Below are 12,287 nucleotides of genomic sequence, written 5' to 3'. Positions count from 1 at the left end.
TGTGGGCGCGATTACCTCTGAGGGAATGTCAGAAGCCGTACACCGGGCTGATGGTGACCTCGGCGCCGGGGAAGAGGACCGCGTAGCGCTCCGCGGTGCGAATTCTTCCTGAGGGTGACGGGGCGAGGGAGACCGTGCGGAGGTTGGGGAAGAGGCGCGCCAGGGCGGAGAGGTCCTCCGACCCGTACATGTTGTTGATGCCGAGGTGCGTGACGTGAGGGAGGGCCGGGGCACTGTCGGCGGCATCGAGCACGGTGCGGTGCAAGTAGAGGGAGTCCAGTTCGGGCAGGCTCGCGACCTCCGCCCAGTCCTCCGGGGTGAGGCGGCCCGCGTGTGGACCGAGGCTGAGCCGCGTCAGCGTCGGCCACCGGCCGAGGCCGCGCAGGCCGGTGTCGGTGACCGCGTCGTGGCTGAGGAAGAGGAAGGTCAGCGGCGCGGCTGCCGGGAGCGCGGAGAGGTCGTCGCCGGGCAGGGGCTGGCTGACACTCAGGCTGGTGAGGCGGGAGAGCGACGCCAGTCCTCCCAGGTTCGTCAGGCTCCTCAGGGCGGAGATGCTCAGCCAGGAGATCCCCGTGTCCATGAGGGGTGACAGATCGCTCACCAACGGGCAGTCGTCCAGCACCAGTTGGAAGAGTTCGGGGAAGTGCGTCAGGGGTTCGACGTCGGCCAGGCCGGGGTTGGACCTGATGTTCAGCTGGCTCAGCGTGGGCCGGTGCAGGACCGCGAGGGCGTCCGGAACGTCATGGGCGCCGATCAGGGCGATGCTGTGGTGCGGGGCCATGCGCCGGAGCGTGCGGAGCTGTTCCGGTGTGGTGATCGTGAGCTGGAGGTCTTCGGGGGCGAGGTGTGCGATCACCTCGTCCGCGTACTCATCGGCGTCGAACCGGTGCCAGGTTCCGGCCAGTTGGGCCCGTACGCGGAGATTCGGATGGGAGCGGTAGCTCTTCAGGACAGGGAGTGCCGCGTCGGTGGCGATCCGTGATGCCGTGATCGTCACCCCCAGTGCCTCCTCGTCGGTCAGGCCCTCGGGGCCGGGGAGCAGTTCCAGGACCAGCGGACCGGCTTCCGCCAGGATGCGGGCCTCGGCCGTGGTGCTCGGCGGGATGAGCTGGGCCGCACGGGACTCGACCTCTGCGCGGACCCGGGGGTCAAGTTCCGGTGCGTCCTCCAGACAGGCCATGGCGAGGAGGCGCAGCCGGGCGTTGGTCGCGGGGTCGTCGGCGGTGTCGGCCTCCGTCTTCAACTTGGCCAGGATCGCCGTCCGTTCATGGGGGCGGGCGTGGGCGACAGCCATCCGGATGACGTCCTCCCACGTGGGATCGGCTGCCCGGCTCGCCAGCACATCCAGGTGGCCGTCCTTCACGGCGGCTTCGGCGCCCAGGTAGTCCAGGAACGTGCGGTGGACGAAGTTGACGATGCCGTCGGCCGGCTGGCGCAACAGGCCGCTGCGGAGGAGGAGGTGGCGGAAGACCGCCGGGGCGTCGGCGCGGCCGGTGGCGGTCGTGATCGATGGGAGATTGCGGTCGATGATGGCCGTCGCGTCCTGCTGGTCCATTTCCGTACGGCCGCTGAGGATCAGTGCGTATGCGATGCGCTGCAGCAGTGAGCGGCGGGCCTCGGTGCCCAGGTCGATGCCGTCGGGTGCGCCCATGCCACGCTCCATGTCGCGCCGGTCCAGGAGCATGGCGAGCGCCGCGTCGTACAGCTCCTTGCGGCCTCGCGGGAGGAACCCGCGGCGCTCGCGGAAGAGGGCGCAGATGAGGCCGCACATCAGGGGGTTGGTGGCCAGTTGGGCCAGCCCGGGGCGGGTGCGGAGCGCGGAGAGCAGCCTCTCCTCGTACTCGGCCGCGTCCGCGGCCCCGTGCCAGCGCCGTACGAACGCAGCCACATCGGAGCTGGTCATGGGGGCCAGGGTCAGTTCGCGGAAGCCGTCCAGCCAGTCGGGGCGCACAGCGGTGGGGCGGCTCGTGACCAGCCAGTGGTTGCCAGGGAACGCGGTGGTGAGGTCGAGGAGCCAGGACTTGGTACGGGCGCGGTCGGGGCCGGGGATTTCGTCGAGGCCGTCGACCATGACCAGGGCGCGGCGGGAACGCAGTACGCGCTCCGCCCAGCCGTCCGGCGGGGTGTGCGGGCAGGCGACGGAGGCCAGGAAGAGGGCCGGTGTGGGGAGGGTGTCCGCGCGGATCAGGGTGCGCAGGGGGAGGACGAAAGGGATCCGGCCACGGTCCGCTGTGATCGCCAGCCACTGGACGAGGGTGGTCTTGCCGGAGCCCGCGTCGCCCCGCAGCAGTACCCGCTCGTGGTCCAGGAAGGCCTCCTCCGCGGGGAGCCTGACCGTGGTGGGCTCCAACTGCTCGCCGGGCAGGCCGAAGCTGTGCGGCTGGGTGCCGGTCGCCTCCAGGCTGAGATACGCCGCGTCCAGCGGCCACCGCTCCGGGAATTCGCGCAGGTCGATCCCGTAAATGGTGAGGGCGTTGTGCTTCTGCGTGATGTGTTCGCGGTAGCGGCTCTCGAAGGCCGCGTCCGCCGAGCCTGGGAGGGGATTGCGGGCTATCAATTCGTCGATCAGGGCTATGAGTTCGGCCTGGCGACGGCTCTGCGCGACCAGCGTCGCCGGGATGAACGTCGAGCGCTGGGTGAAGAAGTTCAGGATGTGCAGGCAGGCCGTTTCCAGGAGGCGTTCGTAGAAGTACGTGGCGTCCGCGGAGAGTTCGCGCTCCGGAGTGTCGGCCGCGCGGCGCAGTTCGCGGGCCAGGGACCGGTGGCCGAGTTCCACGGCCGCCACGTCGCTGAGCGTGAGGTCGCCGAGCGCGTAGAGCGTGGTCGTGAGGGCGTCGACCACCGCCCATTCCTCGTCCGCGGGGGCCGGGCGTTCTTCCGTACGGAAGGCCTCCTTCACCAGGGCCGCCGCCAGGTCGTGCATGTCCGTGCCCGTCAGGGTGCGTTTCTCGCCCTTGAAGGAGACGTACGACGCGATGCGGACCGGCCTGTCGACCAGGCCCGCGCCCGGGCCCTCCGCCTGGAAGAGCTTCTTGATGAGCGGGCTGGCCACGCTCGACGCGATGCGCATGACTACGGGATCCACCACGACGCGAAAGCGTAGTAAAGGCGCAGGGTCTTTGGTCCCGAAACGGACAGGCTTCGGGCCCGCCGGCGGTGACAAGGCGCACAGGCCTTTTGAGGCCTACTAGGCCCGGTAGGAGATCCGCTTGGGGTGGATTCGGGACTTTCGGGTCGGGTGGGACCGGGTCTTTGGTCCCTCGGGGGTAAAGCCGGGGGCGGGCAGGGATCGAGCTCGGGTTAAACCCGATTCGGAGGGCGGGTTTCTCGTGGGTGGAGAGGGCTGGCTAGAGGCGTATTTCCCGAGGGCTCTCTACGGCCTTTATTCGTAGATGGCTGATTTGGGGCGGTCTGGGGGGCCGCGTTACCAAGGATGAGTTCCCCCGGCCCGTCTGGCTGGGATGCCCCCTGAGTTCGGAGTACCTGCCATGTCGAAGCGCGCCTCTTCCCACATAGCCAACCGGTCCCTGCGTCGCGGTGTCGCCACCGTCGTGGCGGCCGGTATCGGCGCAACCGCGCTGTTCGGTGCGGGTGCGGCGTTCGCGGCTGACAACGACACGATCCTGGCGGGCACCACCAACGCCGCCTCCGCTCTCGACAAGCAGGCCGACGCGCAGTCCACCGCCGCCAAGAAGGCCGCGGAGGCTCAGAAGAAGTCGGCGGCCGCCGCCAAGAAGTCCGCGGACGCCAAGGCCGCTTCGGCGAAGAAGCTCGCGAGCGAGTGGGTCACGCCGGTCGACAACTACACGCTGGGCTCGACCTTCGGGACCGGCGGCAACCTGTGGTCGAGCGGTTCGCACTCGGGCCAGGACTTCGTCGTCGCGTCCGGTACGCCGGTCAAGGCCGTCCACGGCGGCACCGTCGTGAAGGCGAGCAACAACCTGGACGGCGCCGGCGACGGTTCCGCGTACGGCAACGCCATCGTGATCAAGCACGACAACGGCACGTACTCGCAGTACGCGCACCTCACCTCGGCCAACGTGAAGGTCGGCCAGACCGTCACGACCGGCCAGGTCATCGGCTACTCGGGTTCCACCGGCAACTCGACCGGCCCGCACCTGCACTTCGAGATCCGTACGACCCCGGACTACGGCTCCGCGGTCAACCCCGTCGCCTTCCTGCGCGGCAAGGGCGTCACGGTGTGACGTCCGTAATCCCTGTGTGAGCCTGGCTCATCAGCTCCGTGGCGACCTCGAGGACAGCCTTGCGCTTCTCCTCCGGGTCGCCTTCGGCGTCCTTGAGGGCGAACATGCCGGCGTGCATGGTGAAGAGCGCGCTCATGCAGCGGACCTGGTCGGCGAGTGAGGCGTCCGGGACGTTGATCAGCTCGCGCAGGCTCAGCATCCGGTCCTTGAAGCTCTCGCCGATGCTGAGTTTGTGCACCGTGCCCTGGTTCTCCTGCATGAAGCGGAAGAGAGGGGACGCGGTGTCGAGCGCCTCGCTGTAGCGGCGCAGGATCTCCTGCTTCGTCTCCAGGGTGCTGGGCTGTCCCTGCGCCCAGGTGATCAGCTCGTCGATCGGGGCGGTCCGGTCCCGGAAGAGACTGACGAGGATGTCTTCCTTGGTCTTGAAGTGGTAGTAGAGCGCCGCTTTGGTGACGTCCAGTTTCTCGGCGATCTCCCGGAGAGAGGTCTTCTCGTACCCCTGCTCGGCGAAGAGCTCCAGCGCTACGTCCTGGATGCGCTGCCGGGTGTTCCCTCTGGCCATCATGGACTCCGATACTTACTTGACGCCCGGCTAGTTACGGGTCTACCTTCCCCAGTGTAGCCAGCTTGCCGGTCGGCAAGTAAGTACCAAATGGGGAGTGGTGGGGAAGATGGCCGGGACTGCCAACGTGGCAGACGCGATACCGGAGGCGAAGGACGGACCACAGCCGCGCAGCGTGCGGGTGGTCCTCTTCGCGCTGATGATCGCGATGCTGCTCGCGATGCTCGACAACATGATCGTGAACACCGCGATGCCGACCATCGTCGGCGAACTCGGCGGGCTCGAGCACCTGTCGTGGGTCGTCACGGCGTACACGCTCGCCACCGCCGCCTCCACCCCGATCTGGGGCAAGATCGGCGACATGTACGGGCGCAAGGGCGCCTTCCTCACCTCCATCGTGATCTTCCTCGTCGGCTCCGCGCTCAGCGGCATGGCGCAGGACATGGGCCAGCTCATCGGCTTCCGCGCCATTCAGGGGCTCGGCGCCGGCGGCCTGATGGTCGGCGTGATGGCGATCATCGGTGACCTGATTCCGCCGCGGGACCGCGGCAAGTACCAGGGCATGATGGCCGGGATCATGGCGCTCGCGATGATCGGCGGCCCGCTGGTCGGCGGCACCATCACTGACCACCTCGGCTGGCGCTGGACCTTCTACATCAACCTCCCGCTCGGCGCGGTCGCGCTGGCGATGGTCACCGCCGTACTGCACCTGCCGAAGAAGCGGGCGCGCGGGCGGATCGACTATCTGGGCACCGCACTGCTCACCATCGGGATCACCTCCATCGTGCTGGTGACCACCTGGGGCGGTTCGCAGTACGAGTGGGGCTCCGCGATCATCATGGAGCTGATCTTCCTCGGCGTCGCCTCGATCGTCGGCTTCCTCTTCTGGGAGACCAAGGCCGCCGAACCGGTCGTGCCGCTGCACATCTTCCGCAGCCGCAACTTCTCGGTGATGTCGGTCATCGGCTTCATGACCGGCTTCGTGATGTTCGGCGCGATGCTCTTCCTGCCGCTCTACCAGCAGTCCGTGCAGGGCGCCTCGGCGACCAACTCCGGTCTGCTGCTGATGCCGATGCTGCTCGCGATGATGGCCGTCTCGCTGATCGCGGGTCGTGTCACCACCAGCACCGGCAAGTACAAGGTCTTCCCGATCGCGGGCGGCGCGCTGATGACGGTGGGTCTGTACCTGCTGTCGACGATGGACGTCGACACCTCGCGTCTGTCGACCGGCATCTACATGGCGGTGCTCGGCGCCGGCATGGGCTTCCTGATGCAGATCACGATGCTGGTCGCGCAGAACAGCGTGGAGATGAAGGACATGGGCGTGGGGTCCTCCACGACCACCCTCTTCCGTACGCTCGGATCCTCCTTCGGTGTCGCGATCATGGGCGCGCTCTTCACCAACCGCGTCAACGACGAGATGGCTTCGCGGCTCGGCAAGGCGGCGGGTGCGCTTCCGTCGGCGCAGCTGGACGCGGCCGGTCTGAAGAAGCTGCCGGAGCAGGTGCAGGAGGCGTACAAGTTCGCGGTCTCCTCCGGTGTCCACGCCGGGTTCCTGCTCGGTGCGTGCATCGCGGTGGCGGTCTTCGTGGCGGCGTTCTTCGTCAAGGAGGTCGCGCTGCGGGGGGCCGGTACGCCGGCTCCTGCTGCTCCGCAGGACGCTGACAAGGACAAGGCCGAGGCCTCCGTCTAGACGGTTTTGACACTCTGACCCAGCCCTCCCCGAACGGCCCCGGTGCATCCGCACCGGGGCCGTTGTCAGTGCTGGGCCTGGGCCGCCGTGGCCAGCCTTCGGCGGTGGTTGGGGGACTCGGCCGCGACCGATGCCGTGACCAGGGCCGCCAGGAGGGCGAGGAGTACGGGGACCGGAAGGTGCGTGGAGACCGGGAGCAGGGCCAGGGCGAGGGCGGCCGTGATCACGCGGATGGCGACGACCGGGTCGCGTACGCCGGTGAAGGCGGACCGGACGGCGGAGGTGGCGAGCAGGAAGAGGGCCACGCCGCCGAGGATGCAGGCCGCCGCGGAGAGGGGGAGGTGTGCGGCAGAGGTGGCTATCGCGGTGCCGAGTGCGCCGCCCGTCACGGCGAGGCCCAGCTGGACCGGCAGGTGGCCGAAGACGTACGCGTGCAACAGGCGTGGGTTCCGGGCCAGTTGGGCGTGGGCGCCGGGGCGGGTGCCGCTCGCGCTGAAGTACGACCACCAGAGGCTGGCGCAGAGTGCGAAGGCGGCGGCGGCCCCGGCTGCCGCCTCGGGGGCGGTACGGGCGTGGACCAGGCCGTTGGTGAAGCCGAGCACCGCTTCGCCGAGCACGATGATCGTGAACAGGCCGAAGCGTTCGCGCAGATGCTCCACATGGTGCGTGGCGCGGGCGATGCGGCGGCCGGAGAGCAGCGGCAGGGCCAGGTCCGTGGCCATGCCCGCCGCCCAGGCCCCGTAGCGGAGCGGGCCCGGCGCGAAGGCCAGGCCGCCGGCCCACAGGACGGCCGAGGCCGCCGAGCCCGTCGCGAACGAGCGCAGCAGTGGGGTGAGTTGGGTGTCCGTACGCGACTCCCAGGCGTACAGCGCCGCCACGCCCGCGCGGGCGCAGAGGTAGGAGATGACGAAGCCCGCGTCGGCGCCGGGGGAGTGGCCGACGCCGCCTATGAAGACCGCGAGGCCGCAGACCGCGGCCAGTCCGCACATCGTGAGCAGCCGGTGCGCGGTGTTGTCGCGGTCCGCCCTGTTGGCGCGTACGGCATAGAGCACCCAGGTCCACCAGAGCGGTACGAACAGGGCGGCGGCCGCGGCCACCGCCCCGCCCGTGGGGTGTTCGCCGATGCGGTGGGTCACCTGGCCGACGGCGGCGACGAAGACGAGGTCTCCGAACAGTTCGAACCAGGTGGCCCGGCGCTCGGTTGGGGCCTCTTCGAGGGATTCGGTGGTCACCGGCCAGACGGTAGATTCGTTCCGCCCGTCACGTCCAGCACGATTCCGGTGATGAAGCCGTTGCGCGCGATCCCCAACTGGCCGAGCTGATGCAGGAGTTCACGGGTGCACGGCGTACGGCGCTGCGGGAGCTGCCGGCGCGGGGGCAGCTGGGGAAATCAAGCCCGTCAAGGGGGTCCCCCCTGCTCGAACGAAGTTGAGAGCTTGGGGGAGATTGAGGACAAGCGGCCGAAGGTCGCTTACAGGAGGCTGAGCGCGCTAGGCCCGAGTTCGAGGCAGCACCGGATAGCTCCCCGTGTTCGTCGGCGCGTGTTCCGGAAGCCACAGCACCGCGATCGCCCCGCCCGAGATCTTCGCCCCCTCGGGCGCCGCATTGCGGAACGTGAGCCGCGCCCCCAGCACCTTCGCCTGCCCGGCCGCGATGGTCAGCCCCAGTCCGTGTCCGTGCCCGGCCCGGTCGCTCGATCCCGTACGGAAACGGCTCGGCCCCTCCCGCAGCAGATCCTCCGGGAAGCCGGGCCCGTGGTCGCGCACCCGGACCACCCGGCCCTCGACCGTGACCTCCACCGGCGTCGACCCGTGCTTGGCCGCGTTGCCCAGCAGATTGCCCAGGATCCGCTCCAGGCGGCGCGGGTCGGTGTTGACCCACGACTCGTGCACCACCCGGACCTTGACCTCCGGGTCGAGCACCGTCACGCGCCGGCTGACGAACTCGCCCAGCGCGATCTCCTGCAGCTCCGCCCGCTCCGACGCGCTGTCGAGCCGCGCCACTTCCAGTACGTCCTCGACCAGCGTCCGCAGGGCCTGCGCCCGGTTGCGTACCAGCTCCGTCGGACGGCCCGGCGGCAGCAGCTCGGCCGCCGTCAGCAACCCCGTGACGGGCGTACGCAGTTCGTGCGCGATGTCCGCGGTGACCCGGCGCTCGGCGGCCACCCGCTCCTGCAGGGTGTCCGTCAACGCGTCTACGGCGCGCGCCAGTTCATCGGTCTCGTCCCGTACGACACCGCCGATCGCGTCCCGCACCCGTAGATCCGTCTGCCCCTGGGCGATCTTCCCGGCCGCGGCCGCCGCCTTCCGCAGCCGCCGCGAGAGCTGTCCGCCGATCAGCACTCCGAGCGCGCAGCCCCCGATGACGACCGAGACCGAACCGATGACCAGCGCCCGGTCGAGGTCGTCGAGCACGCCCGCGCTGTCCCGGTAGACGTTGTGCACCGAGAGCACGTCGCCGTTGGGGAGCGGGGAGGCGGCCCAGACGTCGGGCGCGTTGTTGTGGTGCTCGTCGACGAAGGTGGAGCGCCGGCGGTCGTTGGCCTTGTCGCGCAGCGGCTTGGGCAGCAGCGGGTCGTTGATCTTCGCCCCGAGCGCCTGGGTCTTCTTGTTCGGGTCGTACAGCCGCTGCGCCCAGTCGAGGCGGCCCAGCTGGGTGTCGCGCGCGTTGTCGAGCATCGAGACCCGGGCCGCGTTGTGCACGACCAGGCTGAGAGCCACCGCGACCAGCGCGCCCACGGCCGCGATCGCGATGGAGATCTTCCAGCGGACACCCGTCCGCAGGGCCAGATGTCTCATGCAGCAGGCCTCATGCCTTGAGCTTGTAGCCGAAGCCGCGGACGGTCTCGATCCGGTCCTGGCCGATCTTGGTGCGCAGCCGCTGGACATGGACGTCCACGACCCGCGTGTCACCGCCCCAGCCGTAGTCCCAGACCCGCTCGAGGAGCTTGTCGCGCGAGAGCACGGTGCCGGGCGCGGAGGAGAATTCGAGCAGCAGCCGCATCTCGGTCGGCGTCAGCGCCACCGGCTCGCCCGCCTTCCGTACCTCCATGCCCTCCGTGTCGACCTCCACGTCGCCGAAGACCAGCACCCCGCGCGCGTCGGGCTCACCGTCCTCCAGATCGCCCGCGGCGCCTCCCGCATGACCGAAGCGGCGCAGCACCGCGCGGATCCGGGCGACCAGGACCGCGCCGTCGAAGGGCTTGGTCACGTAGTCGTCGGCCCCGGCCTCCAGGCCGAGCACCACGTCGATGGAGTCGGCGCGCGCGGACAGCATGATCACGGGGACGGTCGACTCGTCGCGGATACGGCGGCAGAGGCTGACGCCGTCGAGGCCCGGCACCATCACGTCGAGCAGGGCGATGTCGGGCCGGTCCGCGCGGAACGCCTCGAGACCGGAGAGCCCGTCCGGCATGGCGGTGACGGTGAAGCCGTCGCGCTCCAGCGCGAGCTGGGTCGCCTCGCGGATCACGTCGTCGTCCTCGACGAAGAGGACATGGGTCTCGGCCATGGTTCGGCTGCCTTCTCAGTTGTCCGTCGTCGGAGCGGAGGTCGCGGTGCCGTCCCCGCTGCTGACTGCCTTGGAGAAGTCGGTGTGCACCGAATCGGTCTCGGTGAACTTACCCGCGGCCCAGTGGTACGTGATCACGTCCTCGCTGGAGGAGTACCCCATCGCGTCGCCCTTGGCGTACTGCTGCTTCGTGACGACAAGATCGCCCCGGTCTATCTCGGAGTAGACGGGCGGCTCCTCGGCGGCGAAGACGTTCTTGTACGTACCGGACTCCTCACGGTAGACGTACGTGGCGACACCCATGGCGTCGCTGCAGGTCATCAGGTTGACCACCACATCGGGGCTGCCGCTGTTGGTGAGCGTCCCGTAACTGACGTCGATCGGGTACTCGCTCCCGCCGCACGTCTTCAGCTCCCGCTTCACCGCGGTGCTGACCTTGGGATCCCCCTTGATCAGCGCTGCCGCGTCGACCCGCTTGGCGGCCACGGCCGACTGCCCGGTGCCCGACGGCTGCGGAACGGGGCTGCGCGTCTCCGCCGCCGACCGGGCCGCTCCCGCGTCCCGCGCCCCCGTGCCGTCGCTGTCGCAGCCGGCCACCAGGAGCCCGAAAGCGGCGAGCCCGGCCACTGCCGTGGTGCCCGCCGCCAGCGTGTTCCGGTTGCCCTTGTTCAGGCCGCGCACCGCTCCCGCCCCATCTCTGCAAACTCTGAATGATCTGCTCGTCCCAGGGCCTGGTCGCAGGACTCGATGGCCCGGCTCTCCAGCTCCTGCCGCAGCCGCGCGAGCGCCCGGTGCAGTGTCGACTTCACCGTACCCGCCGACATGCCGAGCGCGGCAGCCGTCTCCTCGGTGCTCATCTGCTCCCAGTGACGCAGCACGACGACGCTGCGCTGCTTGGGCGCGAGCACCTTGAGGATGTCCATCAGCAGCGCGCGGTCGGCGCGCTGCTCCGTGCCGTCCTCGACGGACGCGTCGGGCAGCTGCTCGGTGGGCACCTCGTCCAGCTTGCGGGCGCGCCACCACTCCGTACGCGTGTTGATCATGACGCGGCGGAGGTAGGCGTCGGCGAGGGACTTGTCGGCGATGCCGTCCCAGCGGCCGTACGTACGCGCCAGGGCCGTCTGCAGCAGGTCCTGCGCGTCGACGGGGTCCGGGACGAGGCGGCGGGCACTGCGCAGCAGCGCGTCCTGCCTGGTGCGTACGTAATCTTCGAACTCGAGCACCTCACCGTGCGCCATGCCCAACCGCCTCCGTCGTCCCCGTGATGTTGCTGTGCTTCGTGGTCTGTTCTCGAAGCTACGGAGGCGGTGTCACGGACTTGTGCGCACCAGCCGTCGGAGGACGCACGGCTGCCCATCGGTTATGTAACAGGTGAAGGTTTAAGTAAGGGGAAGCCGGTAAAAGCCGTCGGCCAGGGGCTCCGCCAAACCGTCGGAAACCAGTCCGTCCAGGGCGCGCGCCCGCTGCACGGGCTCGTCCCAGACGGCATCCAGCGCCTGTTGCGGTACGGGAGCGACGGCCTCCCGCAACACGGCGAGCAGCTTCCCGCGCACCTGCCGGTCGGTCCCCGCGTACGTCTGCCCGCGCCGCGGCGGCCCCTCGTGCGCCGGCTTCCCGGCCAGCTTCCACGCGCAGTGCGCGGCCACCGGGCAGCGCCCGCAGTCCGGGCTCTTGGCGGTGCACACCAGCGCCCCGAGCTCCATCGAGGCCGCGGCCCAGCCGGCCGCCCGCGCCTCGTCCTCGGGCAGCAGGGCCCGGGCGAGACGGCGCTCGGCGGCGGTGGTCGCGTTCGGCGGGTACTCGACGCCGGTGACCGTACGGGCGAAGACCCTCCGGACGTTCGTGTCCAGGACCGCATGCCGCTGCCCGTACGCGAAAGAGGCCACGGCCGCGGCGGTGTACTCGCCGATCCCGGGCAGCGCGAGCAGCTGGGCGTGCTCGCTGGGGACATCCCCGTTGTGCCGTTCCGTTATGGCCTGCGCGGCCCCGTGCAGCCGCAGCGCGCGCCGCGGATAGCCGAGCCGCCCCCAGGCGCGGACCGCCTCGCCCGGCGCCTCGGCCGCCAGGTCGGCGGGGCGCGGCCAGCGGGCCAGCCACTGTTCGTAGACCGGCAGCACCCGGACGACGGGGGTCTGCTGCAGCATGAACTCGCTGACCATCACACCCCAGGCGCCCGCCTCGGGGCGGCGCCAGGGGAGATCGCGGGCGTTGGCCTCGAACCACGCGATGACGGGGGTGTGCAGGGCGGCGGCTGAGGCCTCGAGCCGGGTCTGCTGTGTCTGCTGGGTCTGGTCGGTGTGAGTAGTCATGGCGCCAT

General features: G+C 69.9%; 10 protein-coding genes. 2 read left to right on the top strand and 8 right to left on the bottom strand.

The window, feature by feature from the left end:
- Window positions 1-28: 28 nt before the first annotated feature.
- Window positions 29-3,085 carry an NACHT domain-containing protein gene (locus OG707_RS17045; RefSeq protein WP_443071487.1) on the bottom strand — a complete coding sequence of 1,019 codons (3,057 nt, stop codon included), beginning with the start codon at window positions 3,083-3,085 and terminating at the stop codon, window positions 29-31.
- 403 nt (window positions 3,086-3,488) lie between these two features.
- Here OG707_RS17045 and OG707_RS17040 point away from each other — a divergent pair, with 403 nt between their 5' ends.
- Window positions 3,489-4,205 (top strand): M23 family metallopeptidase, encoded by a 717-nt coding sequence (locus OG707_RS17040; protein WP_329119092.1) that lies wholly within the window; start codon window positions 3,489-3,491, stop codon window positions 4,203-4,205.
- On the opposite strand, the gene OG707_RS17035 is transcribed toward OG707_RS17040, so the two are convergent.
- Window positions 4,195-4,770: a TetR/AcrR family transcriptional regulator gene (locus OG707_RS17035; RefSeq protein ID WP_329119090.1), complete on the bottom strand. Its 576-nt coding sequence runs from the start codon at window positions 4,768-4,770 to the stop codon at window positions 4,195-4,197. The genes OG707_RS17040 and OG707_RS17035 overlap by 11 nt on opposite strands.
- Window positions 4,771-4,876: 106 nt before the next feature.
- On the opposite strand from OG707_RS17035, the gene OG707_RS17030 reads away from it, so the two are divergent.
- On the top strand, window positions 4,877-6,460 hold the full coding sequence (locus OG707_RS17030) for an MDR family MFS transporter (protein WP_329119088.1): 1,584 nt from the start codon (window positions 4,877-4,879) through the stop codon (window positions 6,458-6,460).
- A 65-nt stretch (window positions 6,461-6,525) separates the two neighbouring features.
- Here the strand turns inward: OG707_RS17030 and OG707_RS17025 are convergent, their stop codons facing one another.
- From OG707_RS17025 to OG707_RS17000, 6 genes are all read right to left on the bottom strand, one after another.
- The gene (locus OG707_RS17025; protein ID WP_329119086.1) at window positions 6,526-7,692 is read right to left on the bottom strand and encodes a low temperature requirement protein A; all 1,167 of its coding nucleotides are present in this window, start codon (window positions 7,690-7,692) and stop codon (window positions 6,526-6,528) included.
- A gap of 258 nt (window positions 7,693-7,950) precedes the next feature.
- Window positions 7,951-9,258: a two-component system sensor histidine kinase CseC gene (gene cseC, locus OG707_RS17020; RefSeq protein ID WP_329119084.1), complete on the bottom strand. Its 1,308-nt coding sequence runs from the start codon at window positions 9,256-9,258 to the stop codon at window positions 7,951-7,953.
- A 10-nt stretch (window positions 9,259-9,268) separates the two neighbouring features.
- A complete protein-coding gene (gene cseB / locus OG707_RS17015) occupies window positions 9,269-9,970 on the bottom strand; it encodes a two-component system response regulator CseB (RefSeq protein ID WP_329119082.1) in 702 nt (233 codons plus the stop codon).
- 15 nt (window positions 9,971-9,985) lie between these two features.
- Window positions 9,986-10,651 carry a hypothetical protein gene (locus OG707_RS17010; RefSeq protein ID WP_329119080.1) on the bottom strand — a complete coding sequence of 222 codons (666 nt, stop codon included), beginning with the start codon at window positions 10,649-10,651 and terminating at the stop codon, window positions 9,986-9,988.
- Window positions 10,639-11,208 (bottom strand): SigE family RNA polymerase sigma factor, encoded by a 570-nt coding sequence (locus tag OG707_RS17005; RefSeq protein ID WP_329119078.1) that lies wholly within the window; start codon window positions 11,206-11,208, stop codon window positions 10,639-10,641. The genes OG707_RS17010 and OG707_RS17005 overlap by 13 nt, the downstream gene beginning before the upstream one ends.
- Before the next feature lie 141 nt (window positions 11,209-11,349).
- The gene (locus tag OG707_RS17000; protein WP_329119076.1) at window positions 11,350-12,279 is read right to left on the bottom strand and encodes an A/G-specific adenine glycosylase; all 930 of its coding nucleotides are present in this window, start codon (window positions 12,277-12,279) and stop codon (window positions 11,350-11,352) included.
- Window positions 12,280-12,287 lie beyond the last annotated feature (8 nt).

Origin of the sequence: Streptomyces sp. NBC_01465 (assembly GCF_036227325.1) — a bacterium.
GTDB lineage: Bacteria > Actinomycetota > Actinomycetes > Streptomycetales > Streptomycetaceae > Streptomyces.
This window is presented reverse-complemented; position numbering and strand designations above follow the sequence as displayed.

What these genes read in the sequence shown, in the direction of transcription:
- cseC (WP_329119084.1), bottom strand. Translation starts at nt 9,258, where the DNA reads ATGAGACATCTGGCCCTGCGGACGGGTGTCCGCTGGAAGATCTCCATC.
- OG707_RS17000 (WP_329119076.1), bottom strand. Translation starts at nt 12,279, where the DNA reads ATGACTACTCACACCGACCAGACCCAGCAGACACAGCAGACCCGGCTC.
- OG707_RS17040 (WP_329119092.1), top strand. Translation starts at nt 3,489, where the DNA reads ATGTCGAAGCGCGCCTCTTCCCACATAGCCAACCGGTCCCTGCGTCGC.
- OG707_RS17035 (WP_329119090.1), bottom strand. Translation starts at nt 4,770, where the DNA reads ATGATGGCCAGAGGGAACACCCGGCAGCGCATCCAGGACGTAGCGCTG.
- cseB (WP_329119082.1), bottom strand. Translation starts at nt 9,970, where the DNA reads ATGGCCGAGACCCATGTCCTCTTCGTCGAGGACGACGACGTGATCCGC.
- OG707_RS17030 (WP_329119088.1), top strand. Translation starts at nt 4,877, where the DNA reads ATGGCCGGGACTGCCAACGTGGCAGACGCGATACCGGAGGCGAAGGAC.
- OG707_RS17005 (WP_329119078.1), bottom strand. Translation starts at nt 11,208, where the DNA reads ATGGCGCACGGTGAGGTGCTCGAGTTCGAAGATTACGTACGCACCAGG.